The 17,633-nt window shown below is 50.6% G+C and carries 14 protein-coding genes; all 14 read left to right on the top strand.

The window, feature by feature from the left end; translation table 11 throughout:
* Window positions 1-17 precede the first annotated feature (17 nt).
* Complete coding sequence (locus tag QJ036_RS10610; protein WP_283231358.1) at window positions 18-4,211, top strand: choice-of-anchor I family protein; 4,194 nt, start codon at window positions 18-20, stop codon at window positions 4,209-4,211.
* A gap of 433 nt (window positions 4,212-4,644) precedes the next feature.
* The gene (locus QJ036_RS10605) at window positions 4,645-5,094 is read left to right on the top strand and encodes a hypothetical protein (protein WP_283231357.1); all 450 of its coding nucleotides are present in this window, start codon (window positions 4,645-4,647) and stop codon (window positions 5,092-5,094) included.
* Entirely contained in the window at window positions 5,063-6,283 is a 1,221-nt protein-coding gene (locus QJ036_RS10600; protein WP_283231356.1) for an ABC transporter permease, read from the top strand. The genes QJ036_RS10605 and QJ036_RS10600 overlap by 32 nt, the downstream gene beginning before the upstream one ends.
* Window positions 6,258-7,148: a diadenylate cyclase CdaA gene (gene cdaA / locus QJ036_RS10595; protein ID WP_283231355.1), complete on the top strand. Its 891-nt coding sequence runs from the start codon at window positions 6,258-6,260 to the stop codon at window positions 7,146-7,148. The genes QJ036_RS10600 and cdaA overlap by 26 nt, the downstream gene beginning before the upstream one ends.
* Complete coding sequence (locus tag QJ036_RS10590; RefSeq protein WP_283231354.1) at window positions 7,126-8,460, top strand: CdaR family protein; 1,335 nt, start codon at window positions 7,126-7,128, stop codon at window positions 8,458-8,460. The genes cdaA and QJ036_RS10590 overlap by 23 nt, the downstream gene beginning before the upstream one ends.
* 24 nt (window positions 8,461-8,484) lie before the next feature.
* Window positions 8,485-8,748 (top strand): HPr family phosphocarrier protein, encoded by a 264-nt coding sequence (locus tag QJ036_RS10585; RefSeq protein ID WP_283231353.1) that lies wholly within the window; start codon window positions 8,485-8,487, stop codon window positions 8,746-8,748.
* 10 nt (window positions 8,749-8,758) lie between these two features.
* On the top strand, window positions 8,759-10,165 hold the full coding sequence (locus QJ036_RS10580) for an O-antigen polymerase (RefSeq protein WP_283231352.1): 1,407 nt from the start codon (window positions 8,759-8,761) through the stop codon (window positions 10,163-10,165).
* Between the two features lie 304 nt (window positions 10,166-10,469).
* Entirely contained in the window at window positions 10,470-12,125 is a 1,656-nt protein-coding gene (gene leuA, locus QJ036_RS10575) for a 2-isopropylmalate synthase (protein ID WP_283231351.1), read from the top strand.
* A 141-nt stretch (window positions 12,126-12,266) separates the two neighbouring features.
* The gene (glf, locus tag QJ036_RS10570; protein ID WP_283231350.1) at window positions 12,267-13,388 is read left to right on the top strand and encodes a UDP-galactopyranose mutase; all 1,122 of its coding nucleotides are present in this window, start codon (window positions 12,267-12,269) and stop codon (window positions 13,386-13,388) included.
* A complete protein-coding gene (locus QJ036_RS10565; RefSeq protein WP_283231349.1) occupies window positions 13,385-14,674 on the top strand; it encodes a lipopolysaccharide biosynthesis protein in 1,290 nt (429 codons plus the stop codon). The genes glf and QJ036_RS10565 overlap by 4 nt, the downstream gene beginning before the upstream one ends.
* Window positions 14,646-15,659 carry a glycosyltransferase family 2 protein gene (locus QJ036_RS10560; RefSeq protein ID WP_283231348.1) on the top strand — a complete coding sequence of 338 codons (1,014 nt, stop codon included), beginning with the start codon at window positions 14,646-14,648 and terminating at the stop codon, window positions 15,657-15,659. The genes QJ036_RS10565 and QJ036_RS10560 overlap by 29 nt, the downstream gene beginning before the upstream one ends.
* The gene (locus tag QJ036_RS10555) at window positions 15,659-16,384 is read left to right on the top strand and encodes a glycosyltransferase family 2 protein (RefSeq protein WP_283231347.1); all 726 of its coding nucleotides are present in this window, start codon (window positions 15,659-15,661) and stop codon (window positions 16,382-16,384) included. The genes QJ036_RS10560 and QJ036_RS10555 overlap by 1 nt, the downstream gene beginning before the upstream one ends.
* Window positions 16,381-16,779, top strand: a complete 399-nt coding sequence (locus QJ036_RS10550) for a DUF2304 domain-containing protein (protein ID WP_283231346.1) — start codon at window positions 16,381-16,383, stop codon at window positions 16,777-16,779. Before QJ036_RS10555 ends, QJ036_RS10550 begins: the two co-directional genes overlap by 4 nt.
* Window positions 16,780-16,781: 2 nt before the next feature.
* Window positions 16,782-17,630 (top strand): glycosyltransferase, encoded by an 849-nt coding sequence (locus tag QJ036_RS10545; RefSeq protein WP_283231345.1) that lies wholly within the window; start codon window positions 16,782-16,784, stop codon window positions 17,628-17,630.
* Window positions 17,631-17,633: the final 3 nt, after the last annotated feature.

Raw genomic sequence — 17,633 nt, 5'->3', positions numbered from 1 at the left:
AGAGGAGGAAAAATGACATGAAAAAATTGAAAAAATGCCTGGCGGCATTTTTGGCAATGACCCTGGTCCTCAGCGGTTTTCTGGGAGCACCCGCTTCCCGTCTGGAGGCGAACGCGCAGGGAGAGGGCGAAGAACTGATCAATCTGAATACTGTCTGGAAATATCTGGACAACAATTCGGATCCGGCGGGCACCGGAGAGCGTACCAGCTGGACTCTGGAGGGCTATGATGACAGCACCTGGAAAACCAATGGAAGCACAGTGGCCAGGTTTGGAGCCAAAAATGGAGCCATTGCAGATCTGGGCAATAACAATATACCGACGGTGCTGTTAAACCAGTATATTTCCGGAACCTCAGATATTCCGGCTTTCTTTTTCCGTACCAGCTTCACTCTGGACAGCATTCCGGAGAATATGGAGCTGGCGGGTACCCTGAAATATGATGATGCCGTGATCGTTTATCTGAATGGTACAAGGATCGCAGCCTTTGATGAGCCGGCAGGCGGTTTTGGAAGCAATCTGTCCTACGGAGGCTCCAATGCGGGAACTCCTATTGAAGTGAACTTTACCGCAGAAACGGATGCTTTGAAGGCGGGAGAAAACGTACTGGCAGTGGAGCTTCATCAGGGCAGAGAGTCAAGCTCCGATATTTATTTTGAGATGTCTTCCCTGAAGCTTCAGGAAAAGGTTGGGGCACAGCCGGATGCTCTGATACAGAAGGCAGTTTCTCTGACAGTGGGGGCAGATGCTTCATCCAGAAATCTGACCTGGTATGTCAACAGCGAGGCAGCGGGAAAGGTACAGTATGCACCCAAGTCGGGGGATACCTTCCCGGAGACCTGTTCGGAAGCGGAAGCCACAGCTGCAGCAGCCAATGACAGCGGCTTCTACAGCAATCAGGCTGTCCTTACCGGACTGGCAGCCAATACCGAGTATGTGTACCGTCTGGTAAACGGAGAGACAGTCTCTGATGTATACAGCTTCAAAACAGGCGGCACTGATTCCTTCAGCTTCCTTCTGGCCGGCGATCCCCAGATCGGCGCCAGCGGCAATGTGTCTTCAGATACAAACGGCTGGGAGGATACACTCAATAAGGCTGCGGCAGCATTTCCGGATGCCAGCTTTCTTATCAGTGCCGGCGATCAGGTCAATACAGCTAATAATGAGGCGCAGTATGCCGGATACCTGGAGCATTCGGTACTCACCGGTCTTCCTGTGGGAACTGTCGTAGGAAACCATGATTCCGGAAGCAACTCTTACAGCCAGCATTTTAACAATCCAAATGTAACGGCTTACGGAGCTTCCGCGGCAGGAAGCGATTACTGGTACGTTTACAACAATGTACTGTTTATGAATCTCAATTCCAATAATCTGAGCACTGCGGAACACAAGGCCTTTATGAAGGAAGCCATCGATGCCAATAAGAATGTGGACTGGAAGGTGGTTGTATTCCATCACTCGATTTTCAGTGTTGCAAACCATGCTTCTGAAAGTGATATCCTTCAGCGACGGAATGATCTTGTTCCCGTGTTCAAGGAGCTGGATGTGGATGTGGTGCTCATGGGCCACGATCATGTCTATGTGAGAAGTTATATGATGGACGGTCTGACAGCGGAGGTGACAGATACCGTAGAATCCACCGTGACGGATCCTGACGGAATTCTCTATGTGACAGTCAATTCCGCCAGCGGAAGCAAGTTCTACAATATTAAAAGCGAGACCTTTGACTATGCGGCGGTACAGAGCCAGGAAAAGATTCCCAATATTTCCAATGTGGAGGTAACTGAGAATTCCTTTAAGATCACGACTTACCGCACCAGTGATATGAGTGAGGTGGATTCCTTTACCATCCTTCGGAGTGCAGAGGAAAAAAATGACAGCCTCCTGATCGATCAGGTCTATGGTGGAGGCGGAAAAGGAGAGACTCCTGTTTCCAACAGCTTTATTGAACTGTACAATCCCGGCAGTGCCGACGTAGATCTGACCGGCTACAGTCTTGTAAACGGAGACAAAACGCTGGAACTCAGCGGCACGATCCCTGCAAAGGGCTCTTATCTGATCGTCGGGGCAGCGGAGAGCACCTCGGACGAATACCTGACCTATGATCTGCCGGAGGCAGATATGGACTGTGACTGGACAATTGACAACAAGAGTTATACGATTCGGCTCATGAACGGTGAGACGGAAATTGACTCCGTCACAGCCGGAACCAGTGCGGAGACTAAGATCTCCAAGCAAAAGTCCCTGAAACGAAACGACCATGGAGAGTTCGGCCTGGTTGTCTGGGAAAAGGAATCAGTTACGGTGGATGATGCCTATGTGGCTGCAAATGCACCGAGAAACAGCAAGGGCCAGTACGGCAGTGTTCACACAATTGCATCTGAACCTTCCTATACCCCGGTTGTGACAGACAATGTCCGTGTAAAGGGATATTATAATGAGAGCGGTTCTCTTAATCTGGAGCTGGGAGGCCGATACAATTCCGACGCCATGAACGGCGACGGCGGAAGCCTGGAGATCGTCACCTACAATTCTGCCAACGGCTATGCCTACGCAGTCAGCGGCATCAAGGGAAAGCTGATCGCGGTTGATCTGAACGGCGGGCTTTCCGGGGAAACGGCAGTTGCTCTGTCCGGAACAGAATATGATGTGAAATCGATGATGAAGGAGTTCCCTTACGGCGACATGACTTCTGTGGCAGTATCGCCTGATGGAAGCAGACTTGCGGTGGCCGTTCAGGCTGAAAATTACGCGGATGCAGGAGCTGTGGCACTGTTCTCCTGCAGGGAAGACGGATCGTTAGAGCTGCTTTCCTGTGTCAGAGTAGGCGTACAGCCGGATATGCTGACCTTTGCGGATGCCAATACGATCCTCACTGCGGATGAGGGAGAGCCGAGAGAGGGCGTAAACGGCAGCGATCCGAAGGGCTCTGTAACCGTCGTGACCATCGGCAGCGAAGACACGCTCACTGCAAATTTTGTGTATTTTGACAGCTTCGACGCAAAACGGGAGTCGCTTGTGGGGGCAGGCGTGCTTGTACAGAAAAATACCTTACCTTCCACAGACTTTGAACCGGAATATATTGCAGTCTCCGGCGGCACCGCATATGTGTCTTTACAGGAGGCAAATGCCATCGCCGTTCTGGACATCGCATCCGGAAGCTTTACCGGGGTTTATCCTCTCGGCTTCCAGGATTACGGCACGACAAAGGTCGATCTTCAGAAAAACGGCATTACCGAATTGAAAACCTATGAAAATGTCCTCGGCATTAAAATGCCTGACGGAATCTCTGTGACCTCCATCGGCGGAAAAATCTATCTGCTCACCGCCAATGAGGGCGACAGCCGCGCTGACTGGGCAGGACTGGACAATGAGTATGAAGGAAAGATCTCTCCTACAGGCAATGTTGCCCTGGATGAAAAGGTCGTCTGGTTCAATGCGGATATGTGGGATGGACTGGACAGCGAAAAGGATTATGTGTTCGGCGGACGTTCCTTCTCCATCTATGAAGTGACCGGAAACGGCCTGGAGCTTGTCTATGACAGCGGAAGCGGATTTGAGGAGATCACCGCAGAGGTGCTTCCGGAGTATTTCAATACCTCCAACGACAAGATCACCCTTGACAACCGCTCCGGAAAGAAGGGACCTGAGCCGGAGAGCGTTGTCACCGGAAATGTGAACGGCAGGATCTTTGCCTTCATCGCCCTGGAGCGGATCGGCGGCGTGATGGTCTACGATATTACCGACCCCGGCAATACGGTGTTTGTCAACTACATCAATTCCCGGGAATTTGCTGCAGAGATCCAGGGTGACGTTTCTCCGGAGGGACTGTGCTTTATCCCCGCCCAGAGCAATGTGAACGAAAAGCCGCTTCTGCTGGCAGCCTGCGAGGTATCCGGAACACTGGCTGTGTATGAATGTGACTTCAGACAGAGCGATGTGACACCGGAAGAAACAGACCCGTCAGAGGAAACAGATCCTACAGAGGATACGAAGCCCACGACGGCTGCAGAACCCACGCAGGCTTCGGGGAATTCTGCTTCAGGAAACAAACCGGCTGCGAACAATCCGGGAACCGTTTCCGGCGGAAAAGGACCGAATACCGGGGACAACAGTCAGACCGCTCTGTGGCTGGGTCTGCTGGCAGCAGCAGGAGCAGCGGCGGCAGGGGCAGTCTTTGTGGGAATGAAAAAGAAGGCACGGAAGAGATAAGGCTTTCAAATAATGTTATTTTACTGAACGAAGAGTTTTATGATTATTAAAACTATCCACACTAGAACGGTGTGTTGAACCTTGAAAACTCAATAATGCAGGCAATGAAAATGGCATAGAAGCCAATCCCTTGGTATAATTGAATTGATTAGAAAAAAATACAAAGGAGCAGATCTATGCCGGCTTCAATTGCATCACGGATGCGGGTCCTTTGGGCCCGCTTTCTGTTTTCGGGCAAAAGGGGAGCTGCTGCTCTGTAGATTATTAATCTGCCCTGGATTGTACGGCTGCAGCGGGGCAAACTGGATCTGCAGCCGTAGTCCTGTTTCCGGTTGTTTTACTCTTTCGAGAAAAATAATAATATTTTCTCGAAATTTTCTGCTTCGTATGCTATACTATTATAAAGCAGTGTGTCCGGACAGGGGTGAGAAGAATGGTAAACGCAGAACGTACAAAGCTGATGACAAAAGCAGAGATCTTTCGGGTGAAGGAAGAGAGAAAAGCACTGAAGCTGAACCGGTTTTACAGAAACGACTATATCAGTTATGAAATGATCCGGGCAGCGATCTGTTTTATTTTCGGCTATGGGCTGCTGGTCCTCATGTGGGTCCTTTACAATGCGGAACCCCTTATGACCACGAAGCAGGTCAGCGAGCTGGCGCAGATGGCTGTCCGGGCCGGGATCACTCTTGCATGCCTGCTGGCGTGTTTTCTGGTGGCGGCATATTTCATTTTCCGGAGAAAATATCAGAAAGCACGGGAACAGGTAAAGAGTTACCAGGCGATCCTGAAGAAAATCAATCATCTGTACGAGCAGGAAACTGTGAAGGTATGGAGAGAATCGGAGGAATATGAGGATGACGACCCTTCTGGTTCTGCGTGAGCGGATAAAAAAGTTATATGCCCGTTACGGCGGGATCGTGATGAGAGTATTTAAGTTCCTTTTGGCCTTCGCTGCCTTTTTTGCTGTGAACAGGACTATCGGCTATATGGAGAAGCTCAACAAAAGCTGGCTTGCCGTGCTGCTTGCCGCGGCCTGTGCGTTTTTACCCAATGGGGTGACCGTGGTTGTGGTGAGCGTTTATGTACTGGCCCAGATGTACGCCGTGTCCCTGGAGGTCTTTTTCGTGGTGGCGGCAGTATTTCTGCTGTTTTTCTGCCTTTATTATGTATTTCAGCCGGGAAACAGCATTCTGCTGGTGCTGATTCCGCTGCTGTTTGTATGCCGGCTGCCATTGGTGGTTCCGATGATACTGGGACTTGTGGGTACGGCTTTCGGTGTGATACCGGTCAGCTTTGGCGTGATCATTTATTATATGCTGAAGTTTGTCCGGGATAATGTAGGGCTTTTGGCCAGCAACGGATCCCTTTCCATGCCGGGACGGTATACGCAGATGATCGACGGGATTCTGGGAAACCGGCAGATGTGGGTGATGGTTGCGGCCTGCTGTGCGGCTCTCCTGGTGGCCTATGTGATCCGGCGGCTGTCCGTCAGTCATTCCTGGGAAATCGCCATCGTGGCGGGAACCGTGACCAATATTGTGCTGATTTTTGTAGGTGTTTTTGTGCTGGACGTGACCTTCCCGGTGGTTACGGTCATTGTGAGTGCCGTCTGCGCTGCCGGCTGCAGTCTGGTGCTGGAGTTTTTTGTGTTTCACCTGGATTATTCGCGGACAGAATATGTGCAGTTTGAGGACGACGATTATTATTACTATGTGAAGGCGGTGCCGAAGGTGGCTGTGACCCAGCCGGAGGTGACCGTGACTAAAATCAATTCCAACACTCCTGACGACAAGGCCGTTGAGGAGGAGCTTTTTACCCTGAGAAGGGAGCTTGGAAATACGGCGGAGATTCTGACCGCGGGCAAGGATCTGGAGGAGACCAGGGAACTGTTCCGGGAAAGACAGCCGGATTCACAGTCGGATCCACAGCCGGAGAATCAGCCGGATTCCGGGCAGGAGGAAGCCGTGGCTGCGGAGGAGGAGACCCTTCGTCTGCAGCATGGAGATGAAACAGAGAAACTGATGGAGGACGGAGAAGTACAGGATGCAGATCATAACGAAGATGTTTGATATCGTAAAATCTTATCTTTCCAACAGCATTCCTGACATCAGAATCACCGATATCATTGAGATGATTATTATAGCGGTGATCCTGTATAATATCATGCTCTGGATCAAAAACACAAGGGCCTGGGTGCTTTTGAGGGGAATACTTGTCCTGCTTGCATTTATCCTGCTGGCGTATATATTCCGTATGAATACGATCCTGTGGCTGGCGGAGCGGACCATCAATGTGGGCATCATAGCGGTTGTGATCATTTTTCAGCCGGAGCTTCGGAAGGCGCTGGAGCAGCTGGGCAGGAACCGGGTGCTGGGATTTCTGATCTCTGACAATGGGAAGGTCATGGAGGACAGGTTCTCCAACAAAACCATGAATGAGATCGTTAAGGCAACCTTTGAGATGAGTAAGGCAAAGACAGGAGCACTGATCGTCATCGAGCGGAAAACCCCTCTGGCCGAGTATGAGCGGACGGGGATCGTGGTGGACGGCGTGGTGACCAGCCAGCTTCTTTTGAATATTTTTGAGCACAACACGCCGCTTCATGACGGCGCTGTGATCGTGCGCGGAAATCGTGTGACGGCAGCTACCTGCTATCTGCCTCTTTCCGACAATATGGAGATCAGCAAGGATCTGGGAACGAGGCATCGGGCAGCAGTGGGAGTCAGTGAGGCCAGCGACAGCATTACCGTGATCGTTTCGGAGGAGACCGGAAGCGTATCGGTGGCATTCGAGGGAAGTCTGCAGCGCGGTCTTACTCCGGATACGCTCAAGGAGGAACTTAAGAAGCTCATCTCAGAAAATGAGGGTTCCGGCAGCCGTAAGCTGAAGCTTTTGAAAGGATGGCAGAGAAATGAAAAAAAGGCTGACAAATAATCTGCTTCTGAAAATTGTTTCCGTCATCGCTGCCGTGATTCTCTGGGTGGTGATCATTAATATTGACAATCCGACAGATACCTTTACCATAAGCGGGATTCCTGTTCGGGTTCTCAACGAAAAAGCGGCAATTACGGATAACAACCTGACCTATGATTTTCCGGATGGCCAGACCGTCAGCGTCGAGGTCACAGCGAAAAGAACGGACAGAAGGAAAATTTCAGCGGAGGATTTTCAGGCAACGATTGATATGAATGAGATTTACGGAGCTACCGGTTCCGTGGCTGTCAATATAGAAGTGGTGAACAATAAGAATCTGATCCGTTCCTGGACCCAGATCACCAGGAGTATCCGGGTCGACGTGGAAGCCATGCAGACGAAGGAGTTTGAGATCCAGGTGATTCACGGCGGTGAGCTGGAAGAAAGCTATACCTTCAGCGAGACCTCCGTATCGCCTCATTCTGTCTGGGTAACTGCTCCGGAATCGGTGATGGCGATCATTGACCACGCAGGAATCAAGGTTGATGTGACAGGGGTCACCGACAGCCGCCGGCAGACCGGCACGGTGAAGCTGTATACCGATGAAAACAGCAAAAACGAACTGGATATGTCCGATTCGCGCATTTCCATGAATGTAACTGAGGCAGAGGTAACTCTTGGCGTTGTGAAAACAAACCAGATCAGTGTGGATGTCCGGGTGACAGGGCAGGATGAGGTGGCAGAGGGGTATAAATATATCACCTATACCTGTGAGCCTCAGACGATTTATGTCACAGGAGCCAAGGCACTGATCGCCGATTTTGATAAACTGTCCATTGAGGAGGATCTGACCGGAGCCGCCGGAAATGTAGTAAAAACTTATGAAATCGGGGAATATCTGCCGAAGGGACTGGAGGTTGCGGAAGGACAGCCCACGACCATTGAGGTGACGTACCAGGTGGATAAGCTGGCACAGAAGAGCTTCTACATCGGCAGGGATCAGGTGGAGCTTCTTGGAGCATCGGATGAGTTTGTTTATCAGCTCGGTGAGGATGATATGGTGACCGTTACTCTGGAGGGGCTGGAGGAGGATCTGGACAGAGTGAAAAACCGGGATATTTCCGTATTTCTGGAAGTGGCCGGTTACACGGAGCCGGGTACCTACAGCTGTAAACCGGTGGTGGAGCTTCCGGAGGAATACAGCAGCTTCTATAAGTCATCAGCAGCCAATGTGCATCTGATCGTCACATCGGTGAAGAGCGAGACGGATCCGACCGGGGAGAGGAGCTCTTCCGGATCGGAAGGCAGCACATCCGCAGCGGCGGAGGAATAGGGAAGAGAAAAGGGAGGAATGGATATGGTTAGCGAGAAGGTGGTTATCAAAAATCCCACCGGTCTGCATCTGCGTCCGGCAGGGATGTTGTGCAAGGAAGCAATGAATTACACTTCCTCTATCACATTTCGCTTTGAAAATATTACAGCAAATGCAAAGAGCGTGCTCAGCGTACTGGGAGCCTGCATCAAATCCGGGGATGAACTGGAGTTTATCTGCGACGGACCCGACGAGGAAGAGGCTCTGAGAGCCATGGTCACCATTGTGAAGAATGGGCTGGGGGAATAAAGGAGCGTTTATGAGGAGAAAAGAAAACACAGCTTGGTGGTCCTTTCAGGCTGTGGCCGCCTCTCTGGCGGTCTATATGGCCGGAGTTGTTCTGGCCTGTGCTCTTGCCAAAACCGGAGAATATCTATTTTCCGGTTTTGTTTTAATGGTTTTGGCGGTGGGAGGATATCTGTTTTATTATAGCCGGGAACACGATCTGCTTCAGATGGAGGCAGTATTTTCCCTGTTCTGGACCGGTGGAACGGCGCTTTCTGCCATGAAGCTTTCCAGACTGGCTCAGGATTGGGAAAACGTCACCTGGATCTGCTTTGCGCTGGTTTATGTGGCTTTTATCCTTGGCTATGAAGGGATGAAGGCATGGGAGCGAAGAAAATCGGATGCCGGGAATCCAGTCCCTGAAAAGGGACAGAAGCCGACGGAGACTGCTGGCGGGAACCGGACGGCCAGGCGGCTTCTTTGCTGCATTTATGCAGTTCTGGCAGTGTCAGCAGCCTGCTTTCTCCTGGAGGCCGTTGTGATAAAGGAGATCCCGTTGTTTTCTGACAAGCCTCACGCCTATTCTTATTTTCATTTGTCGGGCGTCCATTATTTTACGGTCAGCAGCATTTTTGTACTGCCCCTGTCGGTGCTGTATAAAAAAGTGAAAGGGACCCTCACAGGGCGGGAGTGGACGGTGCTCTGCCTGTGCTGCGGGGCAACACTGGCGATCCCCATTCTCTGTGTGTCCCGTTTTCAGCTGCTGCTGGCAGTGCTTCTTTCTGTCTGCGTCGCGGCGGCGGCCTGGCCGGAGTTTAAGCTGCGTTATGTTCTTCTGGTGATCGCAGCACTGATTCCTCTTTATGTGGGGCTTACAGTTGCCAGAAATCATGATGTGGAATATCTGAACGGGATCTTTGAAATGAAAAATGCCGCCACACCGATTTTTATTACCCAGCCCTACATGTATGTGGCCAACAATTATGACAACTTTAACTGTCTGGTCAGGGAGCTGCCGGCTCACACTCTGGGCCTTCGCCAGCTTTTTCCGGTATTTGCCCTGACGGGCCTCAAATTTCTGAAGCCCGAGCTGGTAAGCTTTCCGATCTATATTACAAAGACGGAGCTGACCACGGTGACGCTGATTTATGATGCCTATTACGATTTCGGCGTTGCGGGAGTGGTCCTGTTCGGCCTGATTCTGGGAATGGCCTGCCGGAAGACGGCGTCTCTGAAAGAACGCAGGAAAAATCCCATTGCCCTGCTGTTTTATGCACAGCTTGCCATGTATCTGGTGTTTTCCTTTTTTACCACCTGGTTCAGCAATCCGACCACCTGGTTCTGGTTTGTACTGACCGGTGTGATGTATCTGTACGTGGGGTATGACCGTGGAGGGAAAGAAAGCAGGGAGTGCCGCCGAAGGAGTATAAGGGGAAAATAAGGGACTGATATCGCAGGAAAATCTGATTGTAATCCTGAAATGAGTGTGTTATACTGGAAGAACCCAAACGGCGGTCGATTCCGGTAGCCGGAGCAATATGAAAAAGATAGGACTGATGACACATGGGGCTGGAACTGAAAGGAACGGCACAAAAAGCAAAATGTACATTATAAGAAAATACAGCGTGATTTATCGACTATGTCAGGAGCTTCGGTTGTAAATACGGCCGCAGGAAAAACCGGATGACTTTGCAGCATGTCTGCAGCATAAACTGATAACTGGAATAAAGAAAGGACGATAAATCATGTTAAATTATACGAGATATAAACGGGTACCTGTAGTGGATTTTCCGGAGCGCACCTGGCCGGGCAAGGAGATCGAGAAAGCTCCCATCTGGTGCAGCGTGGATCTGCGCGACGGCAACCAGGCTCTCATCGAGCCCATGGTTGTGGAAGAGAAGATCGAGATGTTCAATATGCTGGTGAAGCTTGGCTTTAAGGAAATTGAGATCGGTTTTCCTGCAGCTTCCCAGATCGAATACGACTTTTTGAGACAGCTTGTTGACAGAAAGCTGATTCCCGACGATGTGCTTGTCCAGGTGCTGGTTCAGTGCCGGGAGCACCTGATCGACAGGACCTTCGAGTCCCTTCAGGGAATCAAGAAGGCTGTTGTACATATTTACAATTCCACCTCAACCCTTCAGAGGGATGTGGTGTTCGGCATGGACAAGGAGCAGATCAAACAGATCGCCATCGAGGGAACCAGGATGGTGAAGGAGCGGGCGAAGAATTTTGACGGAGAGATCGTCCTGGAGTATTCGCCGGAGAGCTTTACCGGAACGGAGCTTGATTATGCTCTGGAGGTCTGCACGGCTGTTCAGGAGACATGGGGGCCGACGAAGGAGCATCCCATGATCGTGAACCTTCCGGCTACCGTTGAGATGACAACTCCCAACGTTTATGCGGACCAGATCGAATGGATGCACACCCATTTCAAGAACCGGGAGTCCATTATCCTGAGCGTTCATCCTCATAATGACAGAGGAACCGGAGTGGCAGCGACAGAGCTGGCCCTTCTGGCAGGCGCAGACCGGGTGGAGGGTACCCTGTTCGGCAACGGAGAGCGGACCGGAAATGTGGATGTGCTGACTGTTGCCTACAACATGTTTTCTCAGGGCATCAATCCTGAGCTGAATATTGAAAATATCCGCGAGATCGCAGAAGTATATGAAAGATGCACCAAGATGAGTATTGATCCCAGACACCCCTATGCGGGCAAGCTGGTGTTCACGGCCTTCTCCGGCTCCCACCAGGATGCCATCAACAAGGGGGTCAAGGCGCTCAAGGCGCGGAACAATCCTTACTGGGAGGTTCCTTATCTTCCGGTGGATCCCTCCGATCTGGGACGGGATTACGAGCCCATTGTCCGCATCAACAGCCAGTCCGGCAAAGGCGGCGTAGCGTTCGTTATGGACACCTTCTACGGCTTCAAGCTTCCTAAAGGAATGCACAAGGAATTTGCCGACGTGGTTCAGGGTGTTGCCGAGGCCCACGGCGAGGTGGCACCGGAGCAGATCATGGAGCTCTTCAAGAGCGAATACCTGGCTGCCAAGGAGCCCTTCAACTTTATCCGCTGTGAGACAAGCGACGTGGGTGAGATCGACACCCAGGCGAAGCTTACCTTCAAGTACCGCGGAACGATCCTGGCCGCCAAGGGTATCGGAAACGGTCCCATTGATGCAGTGCGGGCAGCCATTGAGCAGACGGTTGACGTCCATGTGCGGGTGCTGGATTATTCCGAGCATGCCCTCGGCGAAGGCTCCCATGCACAGGCCGCCGCGTACATCAAGGTGATGGATGTGGCCACTGGTAAAGTGACTTACGGCGTAGGCGTCAGCCCCAACATCACGAGAGCGTCTCACAGGGCGCTGTTCAGCGGACTGAATCGGTTATTTAAATAAACAAAACGAAAGAAATTCTTAGAACTCCGGCCTGATCTGCCGGAGTTCTTGCATTTACCGGGGAAGTATAGTAAAATTACAATAACTATGCACAACAGGTGAAGTGCGCCCTGAGGATAAAGCGGGCCGGAAAGGGTTCTTATGAAAAAATATGATTATGTCATTGTCGGAGGCGGATTATTCGGTGGAGTTATGGCATGGTATGCCAGACAAAACGGAAAAACATGCCTGGTGATCGAAAAGAGGAAGCAGCTTGGCGGCAATATTTACTGTGAAAATATGGAGGGAATTCCTGTCCATCGCTATGGAGCTCATATTTTCCATACTTCCAACAAAAAAGTCTGGCAGTTTGTGAACAATCTGGCCGAATTCAACCGCTTCACCAATTGTCCTGTGGCCAATTACCGGGGCGAGATGTATAATATGCCTTTCAACATGAATACCTTCAGCAAAATGTGGGGCGTCTCTACGCCGGAGGAGGCCAGAGCAAAGATCGATGCTCAGCGGGCCGGCATCACCGGCGAGCCGGCTAACCTGGAGGAACAGGCCATTTCACTGGTTGGAACAGATATTTATGAGAAGCTGATCAAAGGCTATACCGAGAAGCAGTGGGGCCGGGACTGCCGGGATCTGCCCAGCTTTATTATCAAGAGGCTTCCGGTCCGCTACACCTATGATAATAATTATTTCAATGACCCTTATCAGGGTATCCCCATCGGCGGCTATAATGTGATCACAGAAAAGCTGTTTGAGGGGTGTGATGTGATGCTGGAGACGGATTATCTGGCCGACCGGGATCGTTTTAATGCCATGGGAGGCAGGGTTATTTATACCGGCACTATTGATGCCTACTTCGGCTATTGTTATGGGAAGCTGGAGTACAGGAGCCTTCGGTTTGAGGATGATATTTACGATACGGATAATTTCCAGGGGGTTGCAGTAGTCAACCACACAGCCAGAGAGGTGCCGTATACGAGAACCATTGAGCATAAGCATTTTGACTGTACCGTGGATTATCGGACCAATCCCAAAACCGTGGTGACGAGGGAATACCCAGTGGCCTGGGAAGCGGGCATGGAGCCCTATTATCCGGTCAACGATGAGAAGAATCAAAGCCTCTATCAAAGATATGCGGAGCTTGGGAAAAAGGAAGACAAGGTGCTTTTCGGAGGCCGTCTGGCCGAGTATCGGTATTACGACATGGATAAGGTGATCGAATCTGCCATGGAGAAGGCGGAAGAGGAGTTTGGAAATCTGGAATGAATAAATGGAAAGCTCTGATTCTCGGAAACGGAGAAAACCAGGGAAGAAAAAATGTAGTATGGAATATCATCGGCAGTCTGATCTTTGCGCTGGCCAGTATTGTTCTGTTTGCAGTGGCGGCCAGGGCAACGGGAGAATATTACGGAGGGATCTTTTCCATTGCCTTTACAACGGGGCAGCTTCTTCTGACCATCGGTTATTATGAGGTGCGTCCCTTCCAGGTGACGGATATGGCTCATCAGTATTCCTTCCAGGATTATTTTTCAGCCAGAGTGATCACCAGTGTGGCCATGGCGGTGGCAGGAGCAGTCTATGTGCTTGCCTCGAGGCCGGGAGCAGTTAAGGGAACCGTGATCTTCCTCATGTGCCTTTACAAGCTGATGGATGGCGTGGCAGATGTTTTCGAAGGAGAATTTCAGCGGCAGGGACGTCTGGATATTGCCGGAAAATCATTGGCCTTTCGTACCCTTTTTTCCGGGGGCATGTTTATTATTGTGGTATATGCTGTCCGGGATATTGTCATTGCCAGTGCAGCGGCGGTGGCAGCAGCGGTATTTGCCTTCGCGGTATTTGACCTTGTGATCATAGGAGAATTTGAGCCCATTGCATTTTCGAGAGCATGGAAAAAGGTATTTGGACTTCTGCGGGACTGCACTTCGCTTTTTGTGGGCGGTTTTCTTTATCTTTATATCTGCAATGCGGCGAAGTATGCCATAGACGCTTATATGACAGAGGAGGCAGTGACTTACTATACGGATATTTATCTTCCGACTTCGACAATCAATCTGTTAAGCGGATTTATTTTCAAGCCGCTTTTAACCACTATGGGATTAAGCTATGAGCTGGGAGAATGGAAGCGGTTTCGGTCCATTGTGGTAAAGCTGCTTTTGGGAATCGTTGGACTGACGGTGGTCTGCTGTCTGGGGGCGTATGTCCTGGGGATTCCGGTGCTGTCCTTGGTGTTTGGACATGATCTGGGAGGATATCGAACTGCACTGGTCATTCTGATTCTGGGCGGTGGGTTTAATGCGGCAGCCATGCTTCTCTATTATGCGCTGACGACCATGAGGAAGCAGATCCTGATACTTTTCTGTTATGGGTTCTCGTTTCTGCTGGCGGTGGCGGCGGCTCCTTATCTGGTAAAGCATTACGGCATCATGGGCGGAGCGGTTTCCTACACCGGAGTCATGGCAGTTGTTGTAATGACATTTTTGATATGCGCCTGGTATCAATACAAGAAAGCTGTGAGGAAGGATCATGACAGAAAAGAACAGCAGAACGCTTGATGTTCTGATACCGGTATACAGGCCGGACGAAAAACTGGGACATTTGCTGTATATGCTGAACCGGCAGAAGATAAAGCCGGAGAAGATCGTTTTGATGGTGACAGAAGCTGTCGGCCAGGCAGAAAACGGCGGCCTGGAACGCTGGATTTCGGAAAGTACGATCCCGGTGGAATGCCATGTTCTGTCTCCGGAGGAGTTTGACCACGGCGGAACGAGAAACCGGGGCATAAGTTACTGTGACAGTGAGATCGTCCTTTGTATGACGCAGGATGCCGTGCCGGAAAATGAGGAGCTGACAGAGGCGCTGATGAACCCGTTTTACGGAGTGTTCTGCGGAGCAGAGAACGGCTGCATTTCAGTTTCGGAAACAGATAAGGGTATCCGGAAGACGGAGATTTTAATTTCCTATGCAAGACAGCTTCCGGCCCCGGAGTGCAAAACCGTGGAGCGCTATACAAGAAGCTTTAATTATCCGGAGAAGAGCCGGTTAAAGACTGCAGAGGATATTCCGGAGCTTGGAATCAAAGCCTTTTTTGCCTCCAATGTATGCGCGGCATATCGAAGAGAATTGTTTTGGAAACAGGGAGGTTTTCCTGATAGGACGATTTTCAATGAGGATATGATTTTTGCGGGACGGGCCGTGAAGGCGGGATATGGGATCGCTTATGCGGCAGAAGCCAGAGTGATCCATTCGCACAATCTGTCAGGCCGGGAGCAGTTCCATCGGAATTTTGATCTGGCGGTCTCCCAGACGGAGCATCCGGAAGTGTTTGCAGGGATCCGCTCCGAGGGGGAAGGGCTGCGCCTGGTGAAAAGCACAGTGAAATACTTGCTAAAATGTGGAAAATTCTATCTAATACCCGGCATGGTGTGGACAACGGGATGTAAATATCTTGGTTATCTGTTGGGAAAGCGATATAAAAGGCTGCCGAAACGATTTGTGCGGGCCTGCAGTCTGAATAAACGATATTGGGGGGACAAGTGATGTCCGATGTACTGGTAGTGATACCTGCTTATAATGAGGAACAGAATATTGAGCGGGTCGTGGATAATCTTGTGACAAATTATCCGCAGTTCGATTATGTGGTCGTCAATGATGGCTCCAGGGACAGTACCGCAGAGATCTGCCGGAAGAATGGGTATAATCTGTTGGATCTTCCGGTGAATCTGGGACTTGCCGGCGGCTTTCAGGCGGGGCTTAAATATGCCTGGAGAAACCATTATGCCTACGCCATCCAGTTTGACGGAGACGGTCAGCATCGGCCGGAATATATCGAGGGCATGCGCCGGAAAATGGAGGAGGGCTACGATATTGTGATCGGTTCCCGTTTTGTGACGGAGAAAAAACCGAAAAGCATGCGCATGCTGGGCAGCAATCTGATTTCCGCAGCCATTCGCCTGACGACCGGCGTAAAGCTGAAGGATCCGACTTCAGGCATGAGGATGTTCAGCCGGAAAATGGTGGAGGAATTTGCTCTGGGGCTAAATTACGGGCCGGAGCCGGACACGGTTTCTTATCTGATCAAGCAGGGAGCGAAAGTTGCCGAGGTTCAGGTGACAATGGATGAGCGCATTGCCGGTGTCAGCTATCTGAATCCGGTCAATGCGGTGAAATATATGAGCAAAATGCTGTTTTCCATTTTGCTGATCCAGAATTTCCGGAAGCGGGACAGCCGCTATCGAAAGAAGAATGGAGGGGATGACAGATGACAACGGTGCTGCGCGGTGTATTAATTCTGATGTCTCTTCTTGTGCTGGTGATTATGGTCCGCAAGATCCGCCAGTCGAGGGCAAAGATTGAAGATTCCATGTTCTGGGTGTTTTTTGCCCTGCTTCTGGTAGTGTTCAGTGTTTTCCCACAGGCGGCCAATTGGCTTTCTGACCTTGTGGGGACCATGTCCACCGCCAATTTTATCTTCCTGCTGATGATTTTCCTGCTGCTGATAAAATGCTTTTCCATGTCTATGAGAATTTCTCAGCTGGAAACGAAGCTTAAGGAACTGGTTCAGAAAATTGCTCTGGATGATAACGAACTGGAGCAGGTTCTCAAAAAGGAAGCAAAGAAGGACGAAAAGCAGCAGGAAGGGCAGAAAACAGAGGAATGAGTATGGAAACGGAAAAGAAGAAGAGACCGCTGGTGAGCGTTTGTATTCCGGCCTACAACAGTGCGGTATACATCAAACGGACGATGGAGTCCGTGCTAAATCAGAAATATAAAAACATTGAGCTTGTTGTGGTTGATGACTGTTCCAAAGACGACACGGTTAAGATTGTGGAGTCCATGGACGACCCCAGGATCCGCCTTGTGAAGAATGAAAAAAATCTCGGAATGACGGGCAACTGGAACAAGTGTCTGGCAGAGGCCAAAGGGGAGTATATCAAGCTGATCTGTGCCGATGATATCCTTTATGAAGAAAGCATTGAAAAGGAATTAAAGGCGCTTCTTGCCCACCCGGAGGTGACTCTGGTGATGAGTGACACGTCGCTCATCGACGAAAACGGCAAGCGGACCGGCTGTTTCAAACGGTATCCCAGATCCGGAATCCTGGATGGAAGAAAGGTAGCAAAGCGGGCCCTGATTTTCAAAAGCTTTTTTGGCGCTCCCTGCAACACCATGTTTCCCAGGAGCTCCTACGAGCAGGTGGGAGGATTTGATCCGGAGTTTCCGTATATCCTCGATTTTGACATGTGGCTCCGTATGGCCTGCCTGGGCAAGATTTATGTCATTCATGAGGAACTCAACGGCTTCCGTGTCCGCAATGATTCCAATACCGGAAATCTGATCAACGATGACCGGAAGACTTACAATCTGGAGCACAAGAATCTTTTAAAGAAGCACAATGCCCTGGGAGCGGTTCATCTGAACCGGTTTGAACTCTGGGTCAGCATGATGATCCGCCATTGGAGAAACGAGCTGATACAGATATATTTGTGGGTGAATGCGAAGAAGAGGTAGAGG

The organism is Fusibacillus kribbianus (assembly GCF_030053595.1).
In the GTDB taxonomy this organism is placed as follows: Bacteria; Bacillota; Clostridia; order Lachnospirales; family Lachnospiraceae; genus Lientehia; species Lientehia kribbiana.
Note: the sequence above shows the minus strand (reverse complement) of the source record. Positions and strands in the feature narration are given on the sequence as shown.